Origin of the sequence: Micromonospora sp. WMMD812, assembly GCF_027497215.1 — a bacterium.
GTDB lineage: Bacteria > Actinomycetota > Actinomycetes > Mycobacteriales > Micromonosporaceae > Micromonospora.
Genome location: NZ_CP114904.1, coordinates 2,724,073 through 2,748,189 on the forward strand (window position 1 = coordinate 2,724,073; position 24,117 = coordinate 2,748,189).

A 24,117-nucleotide genomic window follows, 5' to 3' on the forward strand; every position below is an offset into this window, starting at 1 on the left:
CTAGGCGATGGCATAGCCAGGGGTGCTACCGTCTGGCTATGGTCTCCACTAGCCAGCCTAACACCGCCGCCGGGCCCCGACCGGCGCCGACGACCGAGGCGCGGCGACGATGGTTCGCGCTCTTCGTCGTCTGCCTGGGCGTGATGATGACATTCGTCAACGTGTCGTCGACGATCTCGGCGCTACCGCCGATCCAGGACGACCTGCACCTGTCCGCCAGCACGCTGGTCTGGGTGAGCAGCGCCTTTAGCCTCGCCGTGGTGAGCCTGGTCCTCTCCGCCGGCACGCTGAGCGACCTGCTCGGGCGCCGGCGGGTCTTCTGCTACGGCGTCGGAATCCTCACGCTCGGCAGCGCGCTCGCCTTCGCCGCACCGAACGCGGGCCTGATCATCGCGGCCCAGGCCGTGATGGGCGTCGGCGCCGCGGCCGTGCTGCCGTCGAGCCTGTCGATCGTGAGTCACGCCTTCACCGACCCCCACGAGCGGACCGGCGCCATCAGCGTCTGGGCCAGCTGCGCCGGCCTCGGGCTGGCGATCGGGCCGCTGGTGGCGGGCGCGCTCCTGGACCACGCCTCCTGGCACGCGGTCTACCTCACCAACCTCGTCCTCGGGGTGCTCGCCCTCGTGCTCGCCCCGCTGTTCGTGGCGGAGAGCCGGCACCCGTCGCGGCGACTCGATCCCGCCGGCGTGCTGCTGGGCACCATCGCGATCGCGTCGGCGACCTACGCCATCATCCAGGGCGGCGCCAGCGGATACGGCCGGCCGGCGATCATCGCGGCCTACGTGGTCTTCGCCGCCTCGCTGGTGGCCTTCGTCCGGCTCGAACTCCGCCACCACGACCCCATGCTCGACCTGCGGCTGTTCAAGAGCGCCTCGTTCGCGACCGTGATGACGATCGGCGCCGTCACGATGTTCGGCTTCGTCGGCATCTCGCTGCTCACCGTCCTCTATCTGGAACGGATCGCCCACGCGAGCGCCCTGGAGACCGGGGTGAAGCTGCTCCCCATGTTCGTCCCCTACATCGTCGTCAGCGCACTCGCCGGTCGCCTGGCCCGCCGGGTCGGCATCGCCCCCGTGCTCGCCGCGGGGCTCGTCCTCATGGGCGCCGGGGCCCTCGCGCTGCTGATGGTCGGCCCGACCAGCGGGTACGGGGCGATGTGGCCGGGGCTGCTCGTCGCCGGCGTCGGCTCGGCGCTACTGGTGGCGCCGGCGACCGCCGCAGCCGTCAACAGCGTGCCACCGCTGCAGGCCGGCATGGCCGCCGGCTCGGTCAACATGTTCCGCCAGCTGGGCAGCGTGCTCGGCCCGAGCATCCTCGGCACCCTCGCCACGACCCGCTTCCCGACGTACCTGCACGAGCAGCTCACGGCGGCCGGAGTGCCGTCCGACACGGCCGAATCGGTCGCCGCGGGCGCCGCGCACGGCGGCAGCACGGGTCAGCTACCGGCCCCGCTGGAGCACACGCTCTCTTTGGCCGTGCCGCGGGCCTTCACCGACGCCCTTCACCTCGGCTGGCTCGTCGGCGGCGTCGTCCTGCTCGTCATGGTGATCCCGACGGTGCTGTTCGTCCGGCAGCGCCCGGCAACTGCCTGATCCACCGGTCGCCCCGCTCGACACCGACGATCGAGTGGGGCGTCCCGGCTCCGGCTGCCGCCGTATCCTCCTCCCGTGGGATTGCGGTTCACGACGCGCGCGTCCGACTCGCCGTGGGTCGACGCCGTGTGGACCTGCACGAGCGAGCAGGTCACGGAGATGACCTCCGTCGCGACGGCGTCGTGGGGCCTGGTGTTCTGGCAGTGCGAGGGCAGCGCGTACGCCGCCGTTTCCGGCCCCGAGACCAGGACCGGCGCCGCGCCGGTGCCCGAAGGCGCTACCTTCGTCGGCATCGAGTTCGCCGTGGGAACGTCGCTCCGGGCCATTCCCACGCCCGCCCTGGTCGACGGCGGCACCGACCTCCCCGACGCCACGCGCAGATCCTTCTGCGTGGACGGTGTCCGCTGGGAGACGCCCGGCCCCGATGACGCCGAGGCCCTGGTCGACCGCCTGGTCCGCTCCGGTGCCGTGGTGCGGGACCCGCTGGTCACCGAGGTCCGCCGGGGCCACCGGCCCGCCGTGTCGGCACGCACCGTCGAACGCCGGTTCCGATCGGCGACCGGACTGACCCAGGGCGCGATACGGCAGATCGAACGCGCACGCACGGCATCGGCGCTCCTGGCCGCCGGCGCCCCGGTCGCCGATGCCGTCGCCCAGCTCGCGTACTTCGACGAGCCGCACCTGGCCCGCGCGCTGCAGCGGTACATCGGGCGTACGGCGCGGCAGCTGCGCGAGGGGGCCGGTGGCGCGATCGGTCTGGACCTGAGTCAGCCGACGACGTCGTAGATCAGCTTGACGATGCCGTTCGAGTAGGGCGCGGACTCCCGGAGGCTCAGCACCTGCTTGTCCTTGTCCGCCTGGCTGAACAGGCTCTTTCCGGCTCCGAGCAACACGGGGAAGACGAGAAGGTTGTACCGATTGATCAGACCCGCGTCCGACAGGCGTCGGGCGAGCTCCGCGCTCCCGTGGATGAAGATCGCGCCACCCTCGCTCTTCTTGAGCTCGACGACGTCATCGATCGAGCGCAGAATCGTGGTCGGCCCCCATCCGTCGACGAGGGCGTCCTCGGGAAGCGTGCTCGAGACCACGTACTTCGGCAGATCCTTGTAGGCGGCGTGGTCTTCCGAGTCGCGCCAGACCGGCGCGAACGCCTCGTAGCTGCGGCGGCCGAACATCAGCGCCGTGGTGTCCGCGAGCTCCTCGCCCTTGAGCGAGAACGCGTCGGCCACGAAGTCGATGTCCTTGAAAACCCAGCCACCGCTGCGGTGCCCCTCGCTCGGCCCGCCTGGAGAGTCCACAACGCCGTCGAGCGACATGAACCCGGTGTAGACCACATCACGCATGTGCTGTTCTCTCCTCACGAGTCAGGCGACGAGCCAGGGTGGATCGACCGGCGGGCGGAGAGCGCCGAAATGCGCCCGCGGTGCGTGCCCACATCCATGCTAGGGATCGGCACCGGGGCCGTCTTGTACGAAAACGACGACACATTTCTGCCCGGCCGACCCGGCCCGCGTCCTCGGCCGGTAGGCAGGGCTGCTACCGGCCGAGGTGGCGCGTCAGTCGGCGGGGCTTGCCACGTGCCGGGTCAGCCGGGCCGTCGCGGCGGGCGCCGCACCTGGCTGAGCGAAAGGTGGTTAGCTCAGAGCCTCGACGGCGGTGTGGATCAGGTCGGCGACCGCCTCCGGCTGGGAGACGTAGACCGAGTGGCTGCCGGGGACCTCACGGACCGTGGCGCCGGCCCGCTCGGCCATGGCCCGCTGGGCCGGTGGCGGGATCATCCGGTCGTCGCCGGCGACCAGGTACCAGCTCGGCTTGGACCGCCAGGCCGGTTCGGTGACCGTGCCACCGAGCGCGCCGATCCCCCAGGGGACCTGCGAGTCGGCCATGAACGCCGCCTCGTCGGCAGGCAGGTCGCCGGCGAAGGAGGCGTGGAACTTCTCGCGGTCCAGGAGAAGGTAGCCGTCTCGGGGCGGCAGGATCGGCGGGACCGGCGCCCCGGGCGGGGGGTCGGCGATGAGCGTGTTCACGGACTCGCCCTTGTCCGGAGCGAACGCCGCGATGTAGACGAGTCCGGCGACCCGGGGGTCGCTGCCGGCCTCGGTGACGACCACGCCGCCGTACGAGTGACCCACCAGGACCACCGGCCCCTCGATGCCGTCGAGGACCTGCCTGGTCGCCGCCACGTCGCCCTCGAGGGAGACGGTGGGATTCTGCACGACGGCGACGCGGCGGCCCTGGGAGCGGAGCCGGTCGTAGACACCCCGCCACCCCGACCCGTCGACGAAACCGCCGTGCACCAGCACGACCGTAGGACCACTCATGTTGACCTCCTGTCACCGGCGTGCGACCTCTGCGCACCCACGACCTGTAAGACGTCAGCGTTCACGCGCCACCGCCGCGCGACACGGACGAGAGCGCACACGTTGCGGACCCACGTGCACGTCCGCGAGCGGTTGTCGGGCGCACGAGGCTGTGGTCTACTGCTGCTCGTCGAGGAGGGCGACGTGGCGGAGGCTGTTGTCAGCACAGGCGCGGTCGATCCGTCCGAGCGTGAATCCTTCTGGCACCACGTGCTCGCCGACACGTTCGCCGCCGTCCAACTCGAGCGGTGGGCCGACCATCGCGAACCGGCCGCCCGGCTGAGCGCGACACGGCGCGGACGCCTTCTGTTCGCCGAGTTGGAAGCCACCCCGCACGTGCACCGTCGGACGCCGCGTCAGATCCGGCAAGCAGATGCCATGTACTTCCAGACGGCGATCCTCACCAGAGGCGCCGCAACGCTGGAGCAAGAGGACCGGATGGCCCACCTCAGCCCCGGCGACCTGGTCGTCTACGAGAATTCGCGACCGTTCACGTGGACGTTCACCGACCGGTGGGCGGTCACGGTCCTGTCGATCCCCCATGACGCCGTCAAGCTCACCGACTCGGAACGACGAGCCATGAGCGCACGGCGGCTCTCCGGGCGGGACGGCCTCTCCGGCGTGGTGGCGCGGCTCGTCCTCGATCTCACCCGCCACGCAGCCCAGATCCCGAACGCCCAGTCGGAGCGGATCCTCGCGCACGCGAGCGACCTCGCGATCTCACTGTTCGCCACGTCCGCCAACGCCGAGTACGCGGATGCCCGCCAGCGCAGCATGCTCGACCGCATCAAGGCACACATCGAGACGCACTTCCGGGACCGACGCCTGACACCCGATGACATCGCCGCGGCCGCGAACATTTCCACGCGCTACCTCCACAGGCTGTTCGAGGGCGAGCACGAGACCGTCGCCCGCTACCTGCGGGGCCTGCGCCTGCAGGACGCACGACACAAGCTGCTCGACCCCCGACTCGCCGGCCACGGCGTCGCCGCGATCGCGCACGGCAGCGGCTTCGGGGACATCAGCGGCTTCAACCGCGCCTTCAAGGCCGCGTACGGAATCACCCCGAGCGACCTGCGGCGCCGGCGCGGCGCGGACGCTCCCGGGCCGAGGCCACCCTCCGATCCGTCGTGACCCCGCATCCTGGGTGAAGCGGTCACGGCGATCGACGCCGCCGGCCCTCCCGCGTCGGCTGGACGCGCGTTACCGTCGGCGGGTGGCGTTGCTGATCGTGGTGGCAGCTCTGGTCGTCGGCGGGGTGCAGGCCGCCGACGGCGGTGTCTCCGCCGCGGACCGGCTGGCTGGTGCCGCCGTTCTCCTCGCCGCGACCGCCGCCCTGCACTGGCGCCGCCGTCGACCCGCCGTCGTGCTCGCGGTTACCGCTGCCGCCGCGGTCAGCTACTACCTGCTCGGTTATCCGCTGGGACCGGAGCCGGTGCCGTTCGTCGTGGCGCTGTACGCGACGGCCGAGGCCGGGCGGCGGTCGATCGCGGTGACGGCGGTCCCGCTCGCGGTCGGTCTGGTGCTGGCTGCCGACGTCGCTGCCGGTCGGGCGCCCGAGGGTGAGGACCTGGTGGCGGTCACCGCCGTCCTGGTCGCCGCGGTCGGGCTCGGCGAACTCGCCCGGTCCCGCCGCGAGCAGCGACACGCGCACGCCGAGCGCGCCGTTGCGCAGGAGCGCCTGCGGATCGCCCGGGACCTGCACGACACGCTGGCCCATCAACTGACCGCGATCAGCGTCCAGGCCGGTGCCGCGCTCTGTAAGCGCGACAGCCGGCCCGAGCTGGCGTATCCGACCCTGGAGACGGTCCGCGAGGTCGCCGGTGATGCCCTGCGTGAGGTCAGATCGGTGCTGGGCGTCATCCGCGCCGACGCCACCGCCGGCGGGAACTCCTGCGACGCGGTGCCGGCGATCGGGGCGCGGGCCGGACTGGCGGTCACGATGACCGTGTCCGGCGAGGCCGGCGCGCTGCCACCCGACGTCGACGCCGCCACCTATCGGATCGCCCAGGAGGCGCTCACCAACGTCCGCCGGCACGCCGGCGTGACCGAGGCGGAGGTCCGGCTCGCGTACCTGCCACGCCACGTCGAGATCGAGGTGCTCGACCGGGGCGGCGGAACCGCGGGCAGCGGCGACCGGACCCCCGGCGGTCACGGCATCGCCGGGATGCGGGAACGGGTGACCGCGCTCGGCGGACGGTTCAGCGCCGGGCCCCGCCCGGGTGGCGGGTTCCGCGTCTGGGCGACGATTCCCCGGTGATGCTCCGGTGACCACCATCCTCGTCGCCGACGATCACGACCTGGTCCGGGCCGGGCTGCGGGTCGTTCTGGACGAGCCGGACCTCACCGTGGTGGCGGAGGCCGCCACCGGCGCCGAGGCCGTGCGGCTGGCCCACGAGCATCAGCCCGACCTGGTGCTGATGGACATCCGCATGCCCGAGTTGGACGGGCTGGAGGCGACGCGCCTCATCCTCGGCGACCCGGCGACCGCCGGGGTCCGCGTGGTCGTGCTGACCACCTACGACCTGGACGAGTACGTGTTCCGGGCGCTGCGTCTCGGCGCCAGCGGCTTCGCGTTGAAGGATCTCGACCCGGGCCACCTCGTCGACGGCCTGCGGGCCGTCGCGCGGGGTGACGGCATGCTGGCGCCCGCCGTCACCCGCCGCCTCATCGCCGTCTTCGCCCGGTCCCCGTCCCCGGACACCGGGCGTCTCGCGCTCGAGCGGCTGACCACGCGGGAGCGGGAGGTGTTCGACCTGGTCGTCGCCGGCCGCGACAACACCGACATCGCCGACGTTCTGCGGATCAGCCCGGCCACGGCCCGCACACACGTCAGCCGGCTGCTGGCCAAGGTCGGCGCCCGCGACCGCGCCAACCTCGTGATCATGGCGTACGAGTCAGGGCTGGTCGTGCCGGGCACCCCGTGACGGCTCCGGGGCGCGCGCAACATCTGCGTACGCCGGGATCCAGCCCACGGCCGATTCGGCACATCGCACACCGGCACACGATCAGACCATGACCGCTGCCTTCCGCACCGCACTCGTCCTGGGCCCCGCCGGCTCCGCGCTCGCGACCTACTTCTGGACCGACGGACGCTACGGCGCCACCGGCGGCACCATCCTCGTGCTCGCCATGGTGGTTTGGACGTACGGACTCATCGGCCTGCTCGACGCGATCCGACCGCACGCGCCGCGCTACGCCGCCGTCGCGCTGCCGGTGTTCCTGTACGGCGCCATGGGCGGCGCGGCGTTCGGGTTCCAGGGCGTCTTCGAGGACATCTTCGCGCAGTCGAGCGAGGCGTCCCTCGCCGCGCTCGCCGAGCACCCGTTCGCCGCGAACCTGCTGCTGTGGCTACCCGGCCCGGTGATGCCGCTCAGCCTGCTCGCGCTCGGCGTCGTGCTGGCCCGCACCCGCCTCGTACCGCTGTGGACGGCGGCCCTGCTCTGCGCGGGAGCGATCGCGTTCCCGCTCAGCCGCATCCCCCGCATCGACGTGATCGCCTACCTGGCCGACGCGCTGCTCGTCGTCGCCTTCGTCGCGATCGCCTGGCGACCGGCTACCCGCACCGCACCGCATGTCCCGTCCCGCGAGGCGCACATCGGCTGAGCCCCGACAGCCGCGAACCGCACCGGTCGACCCCGGAAGGTGCCGTCTGCGGGCACTCAGTCGAGACAGAACTCGTTGCCCTCGACGTCCTGCATCAGGAGGCACGACTCGTTGTCGTCATCGGCAGGCAGCAGGCGCACACGTACCCCGCCGAGCGCGACCAGCCGTGCGCATTCGGCCTCAAGTGCGGCCACGCGCTCGTCACCCACGAGCCCGGTGCCGACCCGCACGTCAAGATGCACCCGATTCTTGACGACCTTGCCTTCGGGAACGCGCTGGAAGTACAGCCGCGGGCCCACACCCGAGGGATCAACGCAGGCGGACCAGGCACCCCGCTGCTCAGGCGGCAGCGTACGACCGAAGTCGTCCCAGGTGGCAAACCCTTCTGGTGGCGGCGGCACGACGTACCCCAACACCTCGCACCAGAAGCGAGCGACGCGCTCAGGTTCCGCGCAGTCGAAGGTGACCTGGATCTGTTTGACCGACGCCATCGGTACACCATAGGGGCGGAGCCTTCGTCGTCTCCACGGGCCCGCCCCGGTCGTCTCCGCGCCGGGGGGGGGCAACCCTCACCCGGTGCACGTCTCCGGCCTCGACGGCGCGGGCCGACTCTCCCCTGCCGGCCTACCGCAGCCACCGCAGGGCGGCGTCCGCGGTGTCCTCGGGGCTGCTGTTGAAGGCGATCGCCGCGCCCGGAGCATGCTGCCGGACCAGGTTGACCACCTTCTCGAACAGCTCGAGCAACGGCTCGTGTTTGCGGATGCCGCCCCCGATCACCACGCAGGCGTAGTCCCTCCGGGTCAGCGCCTCGACGATCGCGCCCTCGGGGTCTTCGCCGGGCGCCACCAGGCACAGGTCGGCCTCGATGCCAAGATCGGCGAATCGGGCCTGACCACGTGCTATCGCCGCCACCACCGGCTCAGGGTCCCAGCCCGGGATCCGGACGGGATCGAGACCGACCACCAGCACCACCGACCGCGACATCGCGACGCACCCTCCTGCTCAGCCCGCGCACCATCGGGCAGCAACGGTACAAGGCCTTCCCGAAGCTCAGCGTCTCGTCCCGGACCGAAACGGCCCGGCTGGATCTCAGGTAGCTCCAGTAGGAGCAGCTCAACCGGTCCGCCCGGCCGTCCAGTGGTTCAAGGAGCCTTCGGTGTGCCGACGCGCAACCTGTTGCCGTCCGGGTCGGTCACCTCGAAGTCGCGCCCCCAGTCCATGTCGTCGATCTCCGTGATGCCACAGGCGGCGGCCGCCGCATCGACGTCACTGACGTAGAGGTAGACCAGCGTGCCGGGGCGGGCATCACCGGTGTGCTCGGACAGGTGCAGGTGCATGCCCCCGCGGGCGATCCCGACGTAGCGCGGCAGGTCGGGCGCGAACCGGTGTTCCCACTGCTTGACGAAGCCGAGCCTCTCGTACCACCGGGCAGTGGCATCGGCGTCAGCGACCCGAAGAACTGGCGCGAGATGTTCGTCCATCGACCAAGTATCGGTGTCTGCCTGCCATGCTCGCTGCCCAATGCCCTTGACGACGGCGACGGGGCGCACCCGCAGGTCGGTCACCCTGGACGATGGCAACTCGTCGGCGTCCCTCTTCAGTCGCCGGGAAGGCTCACCCGCGTCAGGTCGGGCAACGAGGTCAGCACCCGACGCCGGCCGGTGGCCGGATCGGCGACGACCAGTTCACTGCCGCCCGTGGTGAAGCGTTGCAGGAGGACTTCGGTGCCGGCGAGACCGACGAAGTACTCACCCCCGCCGCCCTGGGGCACCACGAGGTCGATTCGGCCGGCCGGTCGGCCGGACCGCAGATCGACCCCGACCAACGTCATCGGCGGCTCCGCCCGCGCCCCCTCCGGCAGGCCGGTCGGGACCTCATCCTCGATGACCAGAGCCCACACCGCCGGCGGATCACCGCCGCCGCGCACGAGCGGGACGAGCGCGTTGCGCAGGTCGCCGGGGCCGACCTCTTGAGTGGTGGCGAGCGACACCGAGCGGGCGGTGCCGCCGTCGACGTCCTGAATCGCGATGGTGAGCTGGCGCTGCGGCCGAATTTTGGGGCCGACGTTGAACTCCGCGGTGGCCAGTTCACGCCCGTCCAGGAATGCCAGCATCCGGCGGTTCGGCGTCCCGCGTAACGCCAGCGGGCGCAGCTGCCCGTCGGGCAGGGTGAGCGCTGCGTACGCCTCGCTGGCGCCGGAGGGTTGCCCGAGCAGCAACGCCCGTCCGTCGGTCGACCACTTCCGCAACTCGTACCCGGGCGGGACGGCCCGCTCGGTGATCCCGGTGAGGTCGCGGATCCGCCACTGCCCGTCTCGGCGCTCGGCGAACCACCGCCCGTCCGGGGAAAGCGCCTGCCTGGAGCCCGCGATGTCCGCCAGCCCGACGCCGAATTGTTCACCGGAAGCGGTCACCAGATACATCGGCCATCGAGGCAACCCGCCGGTCACGTCGACGACATCGGGGTCGTTGATCTGGTAGAGCAGGGCTCCCCGTCCCACGGCCCGATCGGTGGGCAGGGCGGTCGGAGTGGCCGGCGGCAGCAGCCGGTCGGGCAGACCGGCGAGGAGCTCCCAGGTCGTGACCGGGCCGGCTTCCCGGGCCGTGACCGGGGCGGCGACCACGGCGCGTCCCGGTGACCGGGCCGCGCTCGTCCGCCAGACCGTCACCACGGCGGTCCCGGCGACCAGCACCCCGGCCAGCGCGACCGCCAACCATCCCCGAAATCGGTGCGGTCCCGACGGCGTTACGGGCGCCGGTCCCGGCGGCGCAACGGGTGCCGCTTCCGGTGCCGTGAATACCATCGTCGTGCCCCCGATCCGAGCGTCCTGCCCGCGCACAGCGAACGGGAGATGCACCGTACCGTCAACGGCCCGGTCGGACCCGACTCCCGATCGGAGCCCAATCGTGATCTTCGAGGATCGAGGTCGAGGCGTTCGGCATCTGACGTGGACGGGCAGAGACAGGCACTGGTCCAGTTCTCGCAGGCCGTGGCCTACGGCCCCCGACCGGTCAGCGGGGCGACACCCGCGTTCGGAGTAGCGCCATGACCGCGTAGCCGAGCAGCAGCAAGCCGACACCCGCGCCGACGACCTGCCCCACCAGCGCGGACGAGCCGAGCCCGACGAACAAGCCGACCAGCGCGACGAGGCACACCGCAAGGCCGAGCGGTCGCAGCAGCGGATCGCGCAGCACCGGCGCCAACGGTAGGAAATGCAGGCCGACGACCGCGCTGACGAGAACCGGAATGAACGCCGACCAACCCGCAAGCGCGAGCAGCCAGGCCCCGAGCCCGGCCAGCGCGAACTCCACGCCGACGATGAGCAGGTAGCGCCGGTCGGCGGCCCGGTCTCGCGGCGTCGCATCGGCCTTGCGGGCACCGCGACTGGCGACGACCGCGCCGAAGACCGCGGTCAGCAGGGCTGCCACACTGAGGATGACCAGCAACATGTGCAGCGGCGGCTCCGCCTTCGGCACGCTGAACCAGAGGGCCGCGAAGACCCCGAGATACAGCGCGGTCAGCCCCGCCTGCCGACGGGTTCCGTTTCCTGCCGTCATCGTCGCCCCCGCAGATAGACCCGGCTGCCTGACGGACAGCGATCATGATCATATGCATGGCCGCCGAACCTGGGACAGGAGGCTGCCTACCCCCAAGTCCCTCACTCTCGCCCCGGCGAAGGCGGTTCTCGACGCCGCCGAGAGAACCCGGCTACCTGCCTATGTGGTGCTGTCGCTCCTGACCGGAGCGCGCACGACGGGCAGGTCGTCAACCGACCCGTCTACGTCGTCGTCGGCGTCACGGTCAACCGTGAGCGGGACATCCTCGGCCTCTGGGCCGGCGACGGCGCCGAAGGCGCCAACTTCTGGCTGCAGGTGTTCACCGAGATCAAGACCCCGGGCGTCGAGGACGTGTGCATCGCCGTCTGCGACGGGTTGAAGGGCCTCCCCGACGCGATCACCACAGCCTGGCCGCAAGCCGTCGTCCAGGCATGCTTCCTCCACCTGATCCGCAACACCTTCCGATACGCCTCCCGCCGTGACTGGGACGCCATGTCCAAGAGCTTGCGACCGGTCTACACCGCCGCCACCGAAGCCGCCGCGGCAACCCGGTTCGACGAGTTCGCCATCGCCTGGGGTGGGCAGTATCCGGCGATCGTCAAGCTGTGGCGGACGGCCAGTCGCGTCGTCCGCATCACGCCGATCGGCCGTCAACTCGCCGACGATCTCCGAGACATGTGCTGTCGGTCACGGTTGACCTTGACCTTAGGTCGGGGTGGAACGTTCTGGTATCGGCAGGTCGCCGAGAGCGAACGAAGCTCTGAGGGAGCGAACCATCATGTCCATCGACTTTCCCGACCAGGACAAGAAGACCCTGCGCACCGCTGCGTACGGTGCGGTGTCGCTGATCGCCGCCGCCACTGGCTCGCCGCAACAGGTCACCCCGAGCGCCGTCGTCGCTCTGACGTCGGCGACCGGCCCTATCGGGTACGTGCTCACCGCGAAGACCAAGGACATCGACCTGACGGGCAAGACTGTCGCGGAGCTCGCGGACCGGGTGCTGCCGGCCCTGACTGCGGCCGTGGAGCTCCTCGGCGAGCGGTCGCCGACAGTGGTCGATGACTTCCGTCGCACCGTCCTGCTCGCCGTTGAGACCGCCCAGGGCGTGAAGCCCGGCGTCACCGCGGCCGAGACGGCCCGCAAGATCACCGCCGCCCTCGACGCTGGCTCCACCGGCGACATCGAGGCGGTCCCCGCTGTCGTTGACCGTCCCGAGCTGCAGAAGACGATCGAGGAGATCATCGATCCCGGCATCATCGGGTTGTCGGTTCGGGTGAACGACGAGCGGGGCGCATGGGTCGGCAGTGCCGGGGCGGCCGAGTTGGGCGGATCGGCGAAGCCGCCGGTCGACGGGCACATCCGGATCGGCAGCAACACCAAGACCTTCACCGCGACGATGGTGCTGCAGCTGGTGGCCGAAGGCCGGATCGGGTTGGACGTCCCGGTGGTGGACTATCTGCCCGAGTTCGGGATCGACGGGCGGATCACGGTGCGGATGCTGCTGCAGCAGACCAGCGGTCTGTTCAACTTCACCGGCGAGATCTACGAAGACGGGTCGATCGTGCTGGGCGTGCCCATGCCGTACGGCCCCAAGGGCAACGAGTGGCTCGGCAACCGGTTTGCGGCGTACCGGCCGCAGGAGCTGGTGGAGATCGCGCTGTCGAAGCCGGCGCGGTTCGAGCCGGGGACGGGCTGGAGTTACTCCAACACCAACTACGTGCTGGCCCGGCTGCTGATCGAAAAGGTCACCGGCCGCACGGTCAACGAGGAGATGCAGCGGCTGATCCTCGGACCGCTCGGCATGTCGCACACGGTGGTGCCCAACGACGCGGAGATCGCCGAGCCGCACGCCCGCGCCTACTACCGGCACGTGGAGGACGGCGAGCAGAAAACGGTCGACGTCACCCGCCAGAATCCCTCCTGGGTCTCGGCTGGCGGTGACATGATCTCGACCACCCAGGACCTGCACATATTCATCTCCGCTCTCGCCGGCGGCAGGCTCCTGCCCGCCGAGCTGAGGGCGGAGATGTTCACGCCGGTCGCGACCGGCATCCCGAACATGGACTACGGCCTGGGAGTGTTCGTGCTGACCACTAGCGACGGCGACACCGTCATCTCCCACAACGGCGCCTCCGTGGGCCACGCGGCGCTGATGTACAGCACGCCCGACGGATCCAAGACGCTGACCGGCGCACTGAACTGCGTCGACGATGCGAACCTGACCGTCGCGGCCGCATTCCAGGGCGCCCAGCTGCGGTTGCTCAACGAGGTGTTCTGCGGCGGGCAGGAAGCCTAGGGCCAGCGCCGCAGGCGGCCGCTTGCGGTCGTGCGGCGAGAAACGCGAACCGAGGCCACGCCGAGCTCGACGAGCCCGGCGTGGCCGGTCCACACGCTCGGCAGCGGCGAACGTGATCGCCCGCTCGAACACGAGGCAGGATGATCACATGAAGAACGGCATCACGATCGGGCAGGCAGCCGCATTCGTGGGCATCACGGTGAAGACGGTGCGGCACTACCACAAGCTCGGCCTGGTCAAGGAGCCCGAGCGTGACCGCTCGGGCTACCGGCGATACGGATCGGATGAGCTGCTGCGCCTGGTGCAGGTCAGAACACTGGCCGCCGCCGGAGTGCCGCTGGCCGAAATCAGGCCCCTCCTCGACGCCGACACCACACGGTTCACCGCCGCAATCGCCCAGGTCGAGCGCCAGCTCGACGAACGAATCGAGGAGCTGATCGCGCGGCGCGGCACACTGCGCCAGCTCGCTGACGGCGACCGGGCACTGTTGCCGGGCCGCGCCGTGACGCTACTGGAGCGGATGCCCCACCTCGGCTACTCCGAGGACGAGGTCGCGGCCACCAGAGAAGGCTGGGTGCTGGCGCGGGCGCTGGTCCCCGAAGGCTTCGATGACTACCTCGACCAGTTCGAACACGCCCTCGAAGACACCCGGCTCGCCGCCTTGACCAGACGCATCGCCGAAGCCGCCACCTGGGAACCGGACGACCCGCGCATCGCCGAACTCGCCGCCGACGCGGCCGCCCACTACCTCGCCGACCCCGTTCTGCTGAAGACTGTGACCGCAATGCAGGGCCGTACCGACCCCGCGGCGCGGTACGCGATGATCGCCCACCATGGCGAAGAACCAACCCCGGCCGCAGCCCGACTGTTCGCCCTGTTCGAAGCCAAGCTCCGCGCCGCCGGGGTCCGCATCCCGGGGCCGAACTCGCACTGACCGCACCGCGACACTGGATCCACCCCATCCAATCGGCCCACACCACAATCGGCACCCTCCACCACCGGCCGACCGTTGAAACGTCAGACCCGCCGACGTACGGCGGTGACGACCATCGCAGGCCCCCGAACAGCGTGAATGCGGTTCGGTTTCTGCCGCATCCGGTCCACTTGCGGGATGGCGCAGTTGTGGAAGCGCTCTGGGCTCATAACCCAGAGGCCGCCGGTTCGAATCCGGCTCCCGCTCCCGCTCCCGCGACGGCGCGTACCGGCGCGTCCTCGAGTAGGAAGATGATCGCCGCTCGACGACGAGTGGTCCGGGGCGAGCGAACTCCCGCCCCGGACCACCGATCGTCCGCTACGTCCCGCCGAACGGATCGGGCAGGAACAGGAACTCCTTGGCGAGGGCACGCACCTCGACCCACTCCGGGGCCGTCGAAAATGCCTTCGGTTCCCACAGGTAGGCCTTGTCCGCGCCGCTCATCAGGTCGAGCATCTGGTCGATGCGGCGGGCCAACGCGGCCTGCGCCGGATCGACCAGCTCGGCCTCCTCCAACGGTTCCAGGAGAGCGACCACCGCTTCGAGTTGGAGCGCCAACTCGTCCGCCGAGCCGCCGACGCCGGCCCTGCGCAGGTACTCCCGCTGGTCGTCGGGCGGCAGCGCGAGACGAGCGACCACCCGCGTCAGCCCGCACAGCACCGAGATCACGCGGGCGGGATGAAGGAGATCATCCGGATCGTAGCCCGCCGCCTGAGACATCGGATCACCTCTCCAGAGCGAACGCGTCACGTCAGCTGGTCGAGCTTCCACTGCGGGGGTGTGGATGGACAAGCGCAGACCAGCGCGGGGTGATGCAACGCCACAGGGCCTCGAGCGTGACCGGCCGATCCCGGAAACAGGACCGCCATACCGTCGGAGTCCAAAGTAGTCGCCAGTCGGGCAACCCGGTCCGTCATCGCCAAAAGCCGGGTTCGAGAGTTGGTGCGGCAGGCCAACCGGGGCCGCGCAATCCAACGTCGGGGCGCCACGGCGGCGCCGACCCAGGCGAGCTGGATGAGACCCACCGAAAGTTGGTGGGTCGGCATCCGTCCGCTGCTCCCGAACTGCTCCCAAGGTAAGGGCCATACGCGAAAGAGCTCGTTACCGGATACTCCGGTAACGAGCTTCTGACCTGTGGATACAGACGGTGGGCGATACTGGGATCGAACCAGTGACCTCTTCGGTGTGAACTCTCGGCGAGCGGGCCGGATCGGCCTTGATAGGAGGTCAGACGCCCTATTCACGCGCTTCTCAGCTCGGTTCGGCTGGCACGGCTGCTGTACTTCGCTGCTGTACTGCTGGCATTAGACGAGGCGCTGGATGCGGACCTTCGCTCGCTCGTTCCTCAGGTGGCCGTGCTTGTGCTGGCGGACCTGCTCGTCCCAGACCTCCTGGTCGTAGTCCGGGTCCGGCGGGATCCATCTGTGGGAGCCGTCGCTGTAGTGGAACTTCTCGTCCCCGGGTCGCAGGATGCTCATCGGATCCAGCCGAGGAATCGGTGGTGCAGGTGGCCGGCGGGGACGTGGGCCAGGTCCTGGGCGGCGTCGACGAGTTGGGCGGCCAGGTAGAGCGCCAACGACACCGGGGCGCGGTCGTACTCGGCTCGCAGCTCCCGCCGTCGGGTCTGGCAGGGCCACTCCCCCGCGCAACCGCCGCACGTCCAGGCCGGCTTGATCGGGTGGTGAGTGGTCATCGCGGGGCGTCCTGGCTGGGCCAGTGGCCGCGGTTGATCGGGATGCGGTGACGGCTTCGGCACGGCAGGGTCGCACCGCAACGGCAGACATGTCGCCAGCGCCGCCATGACCACACGGGCCGATGGCGACGGGCGAGGGTGAGCGCTGCCGCCAGGACGTACTCGTCATACGAGACCCGCTTCATCGGCTAGCCACAGCCCACCGGGGCCACGGACCGCCGGGCGGAGAAATGGGAAGGGAGCACTGCCGCCTCCTCGTGCCGCAGGTGTGCGGAGGCGTGGATGCCCGATCGCGGGGGATGCGCCGGACATCCACGCCGGCGAGGACGGCCCACAGCGCCAACCGGGGGAATCGACCTCCTCGGCAACTTCCCACAGGTACCGTTGGGTAGTCAAGGGCTGAGGTAGGTGGTCTACTCGTGTTGCCAACCGAGGGGAACACCGTGCCACCGCGTTACCGCTACGAGCAGATCGCCGACGACCTCGCCGAACGCATCAAGTCCGGCGAGTTCCCGCCCGGCTCCAAGCTGCCCAGCCGGCGCGAGTTGATCGAGCACTACGGCGTTACTGAGCCGGTAATCGACCGCGCAATGCAGGTGCTACGGATCAAGGGCATGACCGAGACACTGCCCGGCGTAGGCGTCTTCGTCGCCGAGTAGACCCTCCGAGAGCCAGCCCAACAGGACTGTGACCCCTCGCTTGTAAGTTCTGGGCACGTCGTCCGGCGGGGTCCGTCCGCATCCGCGACCTCAGGCGGCTGTCCATGCCCGGGTAGCCGGCGGCCGTCTCCATCCCGGCTGGTTGCTGTCACCGTTGCTGTCGAAGCCACCCGTTTTGCGGGTGGCACCGTCTCATGCTGCCCTGTCCCACGTCAGGACCCGGCTCGGCGGGCCGGTCGACTCGGTCCCGTTAGTAAGGCTCGCTAGCATGGCATTCGCGTCATCGACGTCCCATCCTCGACGAGTACGAGAGGAAGGTCCGGCTTGCCGAGCAACTTCGAGATTGCCGCGAGCATCGCTGCACCGATCCTCGCCGCTGTGGGCCCACTTGCCATATCGAGGATGCAGAACCGGCGAGAGGCCAGGATCCGAGCATCGATCATCAGCAACATCGAGTTGGCTCGGTCACTCCAAGACGCTGAACCTCAGTCTGAGGAGGCGACCTGGCTCCGCCTCCACATACGCTCTCAGGTCGCCGCGCTGATCGAGCACGAGCAGAAGGAAGTTCAGCGCCGCCGAGACTGGGGGATGCTGTTCTTCGTCGCAGGGTTCGGGCTACCCGCCCTGCCCGTCCTGTACTGGATGTGGCCACCGGAACAATGGTGGTTATGGGCGGTATTTGTGCTGGTAGCCGCATACGCCGCTGCTGTCATCATCGGCGGCCTCGGTGCGACGTTCCAGCCGAGCAACAAGCGGCGGCGGGAACCGGAGGAAAGACCGACCCAGGCTGCGTCCGACGCCGCTCCGCATGACGGCCTAACTCCGACCACTGAGGTACCCAACGGTCGGGCGGCGAATGATCTGGCAAATCACCTCTGAAAAGCCTGGGTGATCGGGCCGACCACGCCTTGTTGCCTGGGCAGACGTCGTCACCAGTGGTCGTTTGGCCGCTCATGATCGGCCTCCGACGGCCTTGTGTGACGGCCTGGGCCTCGTCGATCCGCCCAAAGCCGGCACCCGCCCGCCGTGACCACTCGCTTGTAAGGCGTGGACGGCAACGGGTGCCGCGTCCGCGTAGGTCCGCGGTGTCCGCTCGGCACCTGTCATGCGTGCAGACAGGTCCACACACGGCCATGACGGTTGATGTCAGCAATGGATGTCACCCGCAGACGGCCGTCGGTGTCCGAGATGGCAGCGGTAGACGCCTGGTTCCTGAGCGGACCAGCTGACGGCAGGTTAAGCCGGTAGAACCTGGCCGGGTGCCCGATGTGGTCAGGCTCAGGCTCGGAACGTGCCCGATCAGTTCGACGCTGGCCGGGGTTCCGCGAGTGCTCCGTTGGGTGTGTGGCCCTGTCGCTGTCCCGCGAGCCATTCGTCGAAGGTGGTTGGCGTGATGCGGGCCCCTTCGCCGGGCAGGCGCACGGTGCCGGCCATCGAAGAGTCAAAGATGCCTGACCACGTCGGTACGAGCTTCACCGTGTGGCCGCGCGCATCGTTGGTGCGTCGCGCCATGTCGACGAGGTCCTGCGGCTCCGGGCCGGCAACGTCGGCGTAGCGGCCTTGCGGCTCGCCCACCGCTATCTCGGCGAGGACGTCGGCGACGTCCTGCGGCGCGATCGGCTGCACGAGCAGCGGCGCGATCGTGGCGACGCCGTCCCTCTCGGTCCAACTGGCGACCATCGCGGCGAAATCGTGAAACTCCGTGGCCGGGACGATCGTCCACGGCAGTGGACCGGCGGCCACGAGCCGCTCCTGCTCGCGCTTGCCCGCGTAGTGTGCGGTGCCCTCGACGCGATCGACCCCCACGATCGAGAGCAGAACGTGATGCCGGACGCCGGCCCGCTCCCCGGCGGCGAGCAGGTTTCGGGTGGCGGTGCCGAAGTACGCCACCGTTTCCGCGTGACCGGTAGCCGGCGCGCTGGTGGCGTCGATGACCGCGTCGACGCCGTCGAGGGCGCGGTCGAGCCCGCCGCCGGTTGACAGGTCCACGCCCAGCGAGCGGCTGATGCGTACGACGTCTTGCCCACCCCGTTCGAGTGCGGCGACGGTGAGCGCGCCGATGTTCCCGGTCGCCCCGGCGACTGCGATCCGCATGACGATCTTCCTCTCCCTAGCAACCGAGCCGACCATATCTCGGACTAAGCAGATCCACAATATCCGCGATATGCTGACGTTGTGAAGTTGCCTGTAAGCACCGAATGGCTGTTGCACTGCGCCGCAACGCTGGCGCAGCTCGACCCGAACGCCACCGCATCGGCGGCACAACTCGCGCTGTACTACGATCTTCCGGCGGCCTATCTCGCCAAGCAGCTACAGACGCTCGTCAAGGCCGGCGTGCTGATCGCGACGACAGGTCCACACGGCGGGTTCCGGCTCGCGCAACCGGCATCCGAGATCACACTGCTGCGGATCGTGGAGGCGGTCGACGGCACGTCCCCGCCGTATGAATGCCGCGAGATCCGCCAACGAGGACGGGGAGCGCTCCCCGCCGACGAGTGCCAGAACACTTGCATCCTCGCCCAGAAGATGGCCGAGGCACACGATGCGTGGCGGCGCACCCTCGCCAGCGTGTCACTCGCCGACATCATCGCCACGCTGCCCCCGACAGCGCCGGCCCGCACCCAATCCCGCCTCGCATCGACGATCGATTCCACGCCGCCATACCGATCGCCGAGGTGAGCTGATCCGTACGTCCCCGATCAAACCACGACACCAACGTCTTAGATTTCCCTTTCGCCGTCGATCTTCTGGGTGCGAACGAACCACCCGCCGCCGCCCTGTCGATCGGACCTTGACAGCCCGGCCGGCTGCGGCGGCGAGGCCAGGGCGGCAACGCGCTTCAGCAGGCGATGCGGGCGGAGCTGGCCTCGCGAAACGTGGCGTGCCGCGACGAGGCCGTGGTGGGGAGGTGGCGCGAGCATCACGGGCAGGCCCCCGCCTGCCGGCAACGCCGGCCTGAGGGGTCGCAGAGGCTCCGGGGTCAAGGGCGGCCCGAAGGGCCGTCGCGCAGCGATGCGAAGCACCCTTGAGGTCGGAGGGGCGGCCCCGCATCCTCCGCGCCGCATCCCCACCACGGCCGGCGGCGACCCCCCTACGGCGCGGAGGTAGCGACGGCCGCCGCACCCGGCCGGCTGCCGGACCAGGAACCTCCACCCATCGGATCGCCATCGTCTGCGGCGGCCCCGGGTTCCCGCTCTCCGCGCCAGCCGATGGGCACTGGGCGTGCTGCGCAGCTTTGGGCTTGCCCGCTGCGCAGCGCGACGCCCAATCGGCGGCGCGTGCGGCCCGTTTCGGGCCGCCTTGATAGACGTAAGGAAAGTCCTCCCACCCAGGCCGGCAGCCGGCTGTCCGGTCTCAGGAGTCCGCTTCCCGGGACACCGGTTGTCGTACGTATTCAGTAGCTTCTACGCCACGCGGACAACATGTCGAAGGGGCCGAGGATGGGAACACCGGTCAGGCGGGTCGATCGGATCGAGACGCCAGTCATGTTTGTGGCGGCCAAAGATGGGTCCGACGAAATCGGGCCTGCCTGGGATCGTCTGGAGACGATGCTCGGGTCGCTGCGGGGGCGGAGGTTCCTCGGCGTGTTCGACGACTCCGGTACCTACCGCTGCTGCGTGCAGCTCCGAGCCGGTGACGACGCTGCCCTACTCGGCCTGGAATCGGGCATCGTTCCAGGAGGCCGGTACCTATGCGCAACGGTGCGTGGTCCGCAACCGGCGGCATATGCTCTGCTCACGCCAACGTTCGAAGCGTTGCAGCGCTCGGGCGAGCGAGACCACACTCGACCGAGCATCGAGTACTACCGCCGTCACGACAGGATCGACCTGCTGATGCCGGTGCGAGACGGGGCCTGAGAACGACCGGAGAATTGCCAGTACCCGGTGCTACTCTGGTGCTCGTCGAGGACGCCAGTGCGGCCCTCCCGCCGGATCGCTGAACTCGACGTCGGAGATGCCGAGCGGCCTTCCTGCCGCTGATGCGAGCCACGTCCCGCCGGCTCTCGATCGCACCGGCCGCTGTGCCGGTCTCTTGAATCCGCTGAGCGGCCCAGCACGGCCTTTCCTGCCGTCCACGATGGCCCGGATTCGCTTACCTCGACGGGTGGGGCAGCCTGCGGCAACCGGAAGCTGATATCCCAGGCTTTCCGCCCGTGCCGGCCCCAATCACCGAGTCGACGGGCGCGAAAGGACATGACCCCATCGGCGGTGAGTGGTACCACCACGATTCCGCCCTCCGGCGGCAGCCACCCTTTCGGCGGTGCCAGGAGACCCGACGAACACCACCAGCGGACAGACGTCCACGGCTGGTGGTGCTTCGTCTCCCGTCCCTGCCACCCCGTAAGGAGAGAGTCCTGTCCATCGCCCTCGACCTGTCCCGGCCTGGCCTCGCCGCCGGCCGTGACGCCAACGTCCTCTTTCGCGCTGCCACGCCGGAGTTCTCCGGCTGGCTGGAGCACACCCGTCCCGCCGGCGGCTGTGCCCGCCCGATCCGCCTGACCGGCACCCTGACCGCCGTCGACCCCCACAGCGGCCGGATTCTGAGCGAGCAGCACACCGACGAACTGCCCGATCGGACGCTCTACAAGGCGTGCGGCAACCGCCGCGAAGCCCAGTGCCCCGACTGCGCCTGGGTCTACCAGGGCGACGCCTACCAGGTCGTGCGCTGCGGCCTGACCGGCGGCAAGGGCGTACCCGCCTCCGTCGGACAGCACTCGGTCGTCTTCGCCACCTTCACCGCACCGTCCTTCGGCGCGGTCCACCACCGGCACGTCCCCCATCACACCTGCGCCGCCCGCGAGCGCTGTGACTGTCGTCCCGCCCCCTGCCGCGCCCGGGGCACCGCCGGCACCTGCCCGCACGGGCAGCCCGCAGTGTGCTTCGCCCGCCACGACGCCGATGACCTGCGGCTCGGTCAGCCGTTGTGCCTGGACTGCTACAACCACGCCCACCAGGTCGTCTGGAACTACTTCGCCGGCGAGCTGTGGCGGCGCACCAAGCAGGCCATTGAACGTCACCTCGCCACCCTCTGCCGCCGGCACGGCATCCCCTTCGTCCGGGTGGTCACTGCTTCCGGCAAGATCCGCTGGGTCCCGCCGGTGCGGGTGTCGCACGGCAAGGTCGCCGAGATGCAGCGCCGAGCAGCGGTCCACTTCCACGTCCCGCTGCGCTTGGACGGCGTCGACCCCGACGGCCCGGAAGCGATCGTGCCGCCGCCGGCCGGCATCACCATGGACGACCTGGAGGCAGCCGTCCACGCCGCCGCCCGCCAGATCACCGTCACCACGCCACCGCACCCCGACCGGCCCGAAGGCTGGGCGGTCGCCTGGGGCGAGCAGGTCGACGTCCGGCGAGTCAACAGCGCCAGCGGCGAGCTGACGGACGGCAAGGTGGCCGCCTACCTGGCTAAGTACGCCACCAAGTCGACCGAGGTCACCGGCCACTGCTCCACCCGGCTCACCGCCGCCCAGATCGGCGACTACGCCGACCCGGAAGGCGACCATCTCGCTCGCCTCATCGACGCCTGCTGGCGGCTCGGCCGCCCCACCCACAACGCCAGGGCCACGGGCGCCGCAACGACCGCAGACCGTCAAGGCCACCTTGACGGCGAACCGAACCCCTACGCCGGGTTGCGTCGCTGGGCGCACATGCTCGGCTTCGGCGGCCACTTCCTCACCAAGGCCCGCCGCTACTCCGTCACCTTCGGCCTCCTGCGCGACACCCGCGCCACCTACCGCCGTACCGAAGACGACGACACCGTCGGCACCATCATCGTCGGCGCCCTCACCTACGTCGGGGCCGGCTGGCTCACCGACGGTGACGCTCTCCTCGCCAACACCGCCGCCAGACAGCGCCGGGAGAGCAGACGCATCGGCCGGGAAGAACTCGCCCATGAAGCCTGGCTCGCCGGGGCCGCCACATGAGCCATGACCTCACCCCGCGCTGGTACTCCCCCGCCGAGGTCGCCGTCCTGCTCGGCTTCGGCATCTCGAAAGTCAAGATGAAGATCGCCACCGGTGAGCTGCGCTCCATCAAGGACGGTAAGTACCGGCGCATCCTCCCCGAGTGGGTCGACGACTACATCCGCGAACAGGTCGAACGCCAGGAGGCCGCCTGATGTCCGCCCGCTCCCGCGCCAACGGCGAAGGCTCCATCTTCCGTACCGCAACGGCTTCGCCGCCTACGTCTGGGTCACCAAGCTCGACGGAAAGCGCACCCGCAAGTACGTCTACGGCAAGACGCGAGAGGCCGTCCACGACAAGTGGATCAAGCTGCACCAGCAGGCGAAGCAGGGACCGGTGGCGACCAGCGTGCCGACAGTCGGCAGCTTCCTCACGCGGTGGCTGTCAGAGATCATCGAGCCGAACCGGGCACCGTTGACCTATGCGACCTACGAGACGATCGTCCGCCGCTACATCGCCCCCGGCCTCGGGGCCAAGCGGCTCGACCGGCTCCAGTCGCGGGACGTGCAGACCTGGATCAACCAGGTGGCCCGGACCTGCCAGTGCTGCGCCCAGGGCAAGGACGCGGCTCGGCCCAAGGAAAAGCGGCGCTGCTGCGCCTTCGGCCGGTGCTGCCAGGCGGTCCCGTCGACGCGGACTGTCAGCGACATCCGGGCGGCGCTGCGGGCCGCTCTCACCCACGCCCAAGGCGAAGACCTCATCGCGAAGAACCCGGCCGTGCCGGTCACCCTCGCCACCGTCCGCCGCCGTCGCGGCAAGTCGTGGTCGAGCGACGAGGCCCGCAAGTTCCTCGAATCCGCCCGCGCCGACGAGGACCCGCTCTACGCCTCCTACGCCCTGGTCCTCGTCACCGGCCTACGCAAGGGCGAGGCGCTGGGACTGACATGGGAGGACGTCGACCTCGACGCCGGAGAGCTGACCATCGGCCGCCAACTGCAGCGCGTCCGCGGCCAGCTCCTGCACCGCGACACCAAGACCCAGGCGTCCGACGCGACCCTCCCCCTGCCCGACATCTGCGCCACGGCACTAGGAATCAGGAAGGCACAGCGGGACGAGGCACGAGCAGCCGCCGGCAACGCCTGGCACGAAGCCGGCCTCGTATTCACCACCCGCTATGGCACGCCCATCGAGCCACGCAACTTCCAACGCTCCTGGCAGACCCGCTGCGAGAAGGCGAGGGTCAGGCCGATCACCGTCCACGACGCCAGGCGCACCTGTGCCACGCTCCTAGCCGACCTCGACGTCCATCCGAGAGTCGTCATGCAGATCCTCCGGCATGCCCGCTTCTCGATAACCATGGAGATCTACACCCAGGTCTCGTCCAAGGCGACGCAGGAAGCCCTCAAGCGCGGCGATTCTCTCGGCCACTGCCCCAGCACCTCGTGACCTCCGAGACGGGCACCGGTCACGGTGCGCTGG

The 24,117-nt window shown here is 70.0% G+C and carries 25 protein-coding genes, 1 tRNA gene and 3 pseudogenes; 18 read left to right on the forward strand and 11 right to left on the reverse strand.

All coding sequences use genetic code 11. The features are described from left to right. The first annotated feature begins 38 nt into the window (after positions 1–38). Together O7603_RS12385 and O7603_RS12390 are read left to right on the forward strand one after the other, a co-directional pair. Entirely contained in the window at positions 39–1,592 is a 1,554-nt protein-coding gene (locus O7603_RS12385; protein WP_281575863.1) for an MFS transporter, read from the forward strand. A 75-nt stretch (positions 1,593–1,667) separates the two neighbouring features. Beyond that, positions 1,668–2,378 carry a helix-turn-helix domain-containing protein gene (locus O7603_RS12390; RefSeq protein WP_281575864.1) on the forward strand — a complete coding sequence of 237 codons (711 nt, stop codon included), beginning with the start codon at positions 1,668–1,670 and terminating at the stop codon, positions 2,376–2,378. Here the strand turns inward: O7603_RS12390 and O7603_RS12395 are convergent. Further along, positions 2,360–2,935 (reverse strand): dihydrofolate reductase family protein, encoded by a 576-nt coding sequence (locus O7603_RS12395; protein WP_281575865.1) that lies wholly within the window; start codon positions 2,933–2,935, stop codon positions 2,360–2,362. The two genes, O7603_RS12390 and O7603_RS12395, sit on opposite strands and share 19 nt — an antisense overlap. Before the next feature lie 291 nt (positions 2,936–3,226). Beyond that, the gene (locus O7603_RS12400; RefSeq protein ID WP_281575866.1) at positions 3,227–3,913 is read right to left on the reverse strand and encodes an alpha/beta hydrolase; all 687 of its coding nucleotides are present in this window, start codon (positions 3,911–3,913) and stop codon (positions 3,227–3,229) included. Between the two features lie 114 nt (positions 3,914–4,027). On the opposite strand from O7603_RS12400, the gene O7603_RS12405 reads away from it, so the two are divergent. From O7603_RS12405 to O7603_RS12420, 4 genes are all read left to right on the forward strand, one after another. Next, complete coding sequence (locus O7603_RS12405) at positions 4,028–5,086, forward strand: helix-turn-helix domain-containing protein (protein ID WP_281575867.1); 1,059 nt, start codon at positions 4,028–4,030, stop codon at positions 5,084–5,086. 82 nt (positions 5,087–5,168) lie between these two features. After that, positions 5,169–6,212, forward strand: coding sequence for a sensor histidine kinase (locus O7603_RS12410; protein ID WP_281575868.1), 1,044 nt, complete (start codon positions 5,169–5,171; stop codon positions 6,210–6,212). Positions 6,213–6,219: 7 nt separating this feature from the next. Beyond that, on the forward strand, positions 6,220–6,879 hold the full coding sequence (locus O7603_RS12415; protein ID WP_281575869.1) for a response regulator transcription factor: 660 nt from the start codon (positions 6,220–6,222) through the stop codon (positions 6,877–6,879). An 88-nt stretch (positions 6,880–6,967) separates the two neighbouring features. After that, entirely contained in the window at positions 6,968–7,558 is a 591-nt protein-coding gene (locus O7603_RS12420) for a hypothetical protein (RefSeq protein WP_281575870.1), read from the forward strand. 56 nt (positions 7,559–7,614) lie between these two features. Here O7603_RS12420 and O7603_RS12425 read toward each other — a convergent pair whose 3' ends face one another. The 5 genes from O7603_RS12425 to O7603_RS12445 form a co-directional block, all read right to left on the reverse strand. Then, positions 7,615–8,049 carry a VOC family protein gene (locus O7603_RS12425; protein WP_281575871.1) on the reverse strand — a complete coding sequence of 145 codons (435 nt, stop codon included), beginning with the start codon at positions 8,047–8,049 and terminating at the stop codon, positions 7,615–7,617. A 133-nt stretch (positions 8,050–8,182) separates the two neighbouring features. After that, on the reverse strand, positions 8,183–8,542 hold the full coding sequence (locus O7603_RS12430) for a hypothetical protein (protein WP_281575872.1): 360 nt from the start codon (positions 8,540–8,542) through the stop codon (positions 8,183–8,185). 158 nt (positions 8,543–8,700) lie between these two features. Continuing rightward, entirely contained in the window at positions 8,701–9,123 is a 423-nt protein-coding gene (locus O7603_RS12435) for a glyoxalase superfamily protein (RefSeq protein ID WP_281575873.1), read from the reverse strand. Positions 9,124–9,155: 32 nt separating this feature from the next. Further along, positions 9,156–10,271, reverse strand: coding sequence for a hypothetical protein (locus tag O7603_RS12440; RefSeq protein ID WP_281575874.1), 1,116 nt, complete (start codon positions 10,269–10,271; stop codon positions 9,156–9,158). Between the two features lie 298 nt (positions 10,272–10,569). After that, positions 10,570–11,115: a hypothetical protein gene (locus O7603_RS12445; RefSeq protein ID WP_281576927.1), complete on the reverse strand. Its 546-nt coding sequence runs from the start codon at positions 11,113–11,115 to the stop codon at positions 10,570–10,572. Positions 11,116–11,209: 94 nt separating this feature from the next. Here O7603_RS12445 and O7603_RS12450 point away from each other — a divergent pair. The 5 genes and pseudogenes from O7603_RS12450 to O7603_RS12470 form a co-directional block, all read left to right on the forward strand. Further along, positions 11,210–11,311: pseudogene (locus tag O7603_RS12450) on the forward strand (integrase); the annotation flags it as partial. 56 nt (positions 11,312–11,367) lie between these two features. Beyond that, a pseudogene (locus tag O7603_RS12455) lies at positions 11,368–11,691 on the forward strand (transposase); the annotation flags it as partial. Positions 11,692–11,893: 202 nt separating this feature from the next. Beyond that, positions 11,894–13,411, forward strand: coding sequence for a serine hydrolase domain-containing protein (locus O7603_RS12460; protein WP_281575875.1), 1,518 nt, complete (start codon positions 11,894–11,896; stop codon positions 13,409–13,411). A 148-nt stretch (positions 13,412–13,559) separates the two neighbouring features. Beyond that, complete coding sequence (locus O7603_RS12465; protein ID WP_281575876.1) at positions 13,560–14,345, forward strand: MerR family transcriptional regulator; 786 nt, start codon at positions 13,560–13,562, stop codon at positions 14,343–14,345. A gap of 171 nt (positions 14,346–14,516) precedes the next feature. Next, positions 14,517–14,591, forward strand: a tRNA-Met gene (locus O7603_RS12470). A 111-nt stretch (positions 14,592–14,702) separates the two neighbouring features. On the opposite strand, the gene O7603_RS12475 is transcribed toward O7603_RS12470, so the two are convergent. From O7603_RS12475 to O7603_RS12485, 3 genes are all read right to left on the reverse strand, one after another. Continuing rightward, the gene (locus tag O7603_RS12475; protein WP_281575877.1) at positions 14,703–15,104 is read right to left on the reverse strand and encodes a hypothetical protein; all 402 of its coding nucleotides are present in this window, start codon (positions 15,102–15,104) and stop codon (positions 14,703–14,705) included. Between the two features lie 584 nt (positions 15,105–15,688). Continuing rightward, positions 15,689–15,862 carry a hypothetical protein gene (locus tag O7603_RS12480; protein ID WP_281575878.1) on the reverse strand — a complete coding sequence of 58 codons (174 nt, stop codon included), beginning with the start codon at positions 15,860–15,862 and terminating at the stop codon, positions 15,689–15,691. Further along, a complete protein-coding gene (locus O7603_RS12485) occupies positions 15,859–16,077 on the reverse strand; it encodes a flavin reductase (protein ID WP_281575879.1) in 219 nt (72 codons plus the stop codon). The genes O7603_RS12480 and O7603_RS12485 overlap by 4 nt, the downstream gene beginning before the upstream one ends. A gap of 419 nt (positions 16,078–16,496) precedes the next feature. Between O7603_RS12485 and O7603_RS12490 the strand changes: the two genes are divergently transcribed. Both O7603_RS12490 and O7603_RS12495 read left to right on the forward strand, forming a co-directional pair. Continuing rightward, entirely contained in the window at positions 16,497–16,736 is a 240-nt protein-coding gene (locus O7603_RS12490; RefSeq protein ID WP_113973358.1) for a GntR family transcriptional regulator, read from the forward strand. A 324-nt stretch (positions 16,737–17,060) separates the two neighbouring features. Then, a complete protein-coding gene (locus tag O7603_RS12495; protein WP_281575880.1) occupies positions 17,061–17,615 on the forward strand; it encodes a hypothetical protein in 555 nt (184 codons plus the stop codon). Positions 17,616–18,035: 420 nt separating this feature from the next. On the opposite strand, the gene O7603_RS12500 is transcribed toward O7603_RS12495, so the two are convergent. Further along, complete coding sequence (locus tag O7603_RS12500) at positions 18,036–18,830, reverse strand: NAD(P)H-binding protein (RefSeq protein ID WP_281575881.1); 795 nt, start codon at positions 18,828–18,830, stop codon at positions 18,036–18,038. A gap of 81 nt (positions 18,831–18,911) precedes the next feature. On the opposite strand from O7603_RS12500, the gene O7603_RS12505 reads away from it, so the two are divergent. The 5 genes and pseudogenes from O7603_RS12505 to O7603_RS12525 all read left to right on the forward strand — a co-directional run bounded on the left by O7603_RS12505 (position 18,912) and on the right by O7603_RS12525 (position 24,084). Then, positions 18,912–19,415, forward strand: a complete 504-nt coding sequence (locus O7603_RS12505; protein WP_281575882.1) for an Rrf2 family transcriptional regulator — start codon at positions 18,912–18,914, stop codon at positions 19,413–19,415. A gap of 761 nt (positions 19,416–20,176) precedes the next feature. Further along, a complete protein-coding gene (locus tag O7603_RS12510; RefSeq protein ID WP_281575883.1) occupies positions 20,177–20,593 on the forward strand; it encodes a GyrI-like domain-containing protein in 417 nt (138 codons plus the stop codon). 497 nt (positions 20,594–21,090) lie between these two features. Further along, positions 21,091–22,659, forward strand: a complete 1,569-nt coding sequence (locus O7603_RS12515) for a replication initiator (protein ID WP_281576675.1) — start codon at positions 21,091–21,093, stop codon at positions 22,657–22,659. Then, on the forward strand, positions 22,656–22,853 hold the full coding sequence (locus O7603_RS12520) for an excisionase family DNA-binding protein (protein WP_089007694.1): 198 nt from the start codon (positions 22,656–22,658) through the stop codon (positions 22,851–22,853). Before O7603_RS12515 ends, O7603_RS12520 begins: the two co-directional genes overlap by 4 nt. Then, positions 22,853–24,084 (forward strand): annotated as a pseudogene (locus O7603_RS12525) (site-specific integrase). Before O7603_RS12520 ends, O7603_RS12525 begins: the two are co-directional and overlap by 1 nt. Positions 24,085–24,117: the final 33 nt, after the last annotated feature.

Excerpts from the sequence above, each read along its gene's own strand:
- O7603_RS12385 (WP_281575863.1), top strand. The coding sequence starts at position 39 with ATGGTCTCCACTAGCCAGCCTAACACCGCCGCCGGGCCCCGACCGGCG.
- O7603_RS12395 (WP_281575865.1), bottom strand. The coding sequence starts at position 2,935 with ATGCGTGATGTGGTCTACACCGGGTTCATGTCGCTCGACGGCGTTGTG.
- O7603_RS12400 (WP_281575866.1), bottom strand. The coding sequence starts at position 3,913 with ATGAGTGGTCCTACGGTCGTGCTGGTGCACGGCGGTTTCGTCGACGGG.
- O7603_RS12420 (WP_281575870.1), top strand. The coding sequence starts at position 6,968 with ATGACCGCTGCCTTCCGCACCGCACTCGTCCTGGGCCCCGCCGGCTCC.
- O7603_RS12425 (WP_281575871.1), bottom strand. The coding sequence starts at position 8,049 with ATGGCGTCGGTCAAACAGATCCAGGTCACCTTCGACTGCGCGGAACCT.
- O7603_RS12430 (WP_281575872.1), bottom strand. The coding sequence starts at position 8,542 with ATGTCGCGGTCGGTGGTGCTGGTGGTCGGTCTCGATCCCGTCCGGATC.
- O7603_RS12445 (WP_281576927.1), bottom strand. The coding sequence starts at position 11,115 with ATGACGGCAGGAAACGGAACCCGTCGGCAGGCGGGGCTGACCGCGCTG.
- O7603_RS12460 (WP_281575875.1), top strand. The coding sequence starts at position 11,894 with ATGTCCATCGACTTTCCCGACCAGGACAAGAAGACCCTGCGCACCGCT.
- O7603_RS12465 (WP_281575876.1), top strand. The coding sequence starts at position 13,560 with ATGAAGAACGGCATCACGATCGGGCAGGCAGCCGCATTCGTGGGCATC.
- O7603_RS12475 (WP_281575877.1), bottom strand. The coding sequence starts at position 15,104 with ATGTCTCAGGCGGCGGGCTACGATCCGGATGATCTCCTTCATCCCGCC.
- O7603_RS12480 (WP_281575878.1), bottom strand. The coding sequence starts at position 15,862 with ATGAGCATCCTGCGACCCGGGGACGAGAAGTTCCACTACAGCGACGGC.
- O7603_RS12485 (WP_281575879.1), bottom strand. The coding sequence starts at position 16,077 with ATGACCACTCACCACCCGATCAAGCCGGCCTGGACGTGCGGCGGTTGC.
- O7603_RS12500 (WP_281575881.1), bottom strand. The coding sequence starts at position 18,830 with ATGCGGATCGCAGTCGCCGGGGCGACCGGGAACATCGGCGCGCTCACC.
- O7603_RS12510 (WP_281575883.1), top strand. The coding sequence starts at position 20,177 with ATGGGAACACCGGTCAGGCGGGTCGATCGGATCGAGACGCCAGTCATG.
- O7603_RS12520 (WP_089007694.1), top strand. The coding sequence starts at position 22,656 with ATGAGCCATGACCTCACCCCGCGCTGGTACTCCCCCGCCGAGGTCGCC.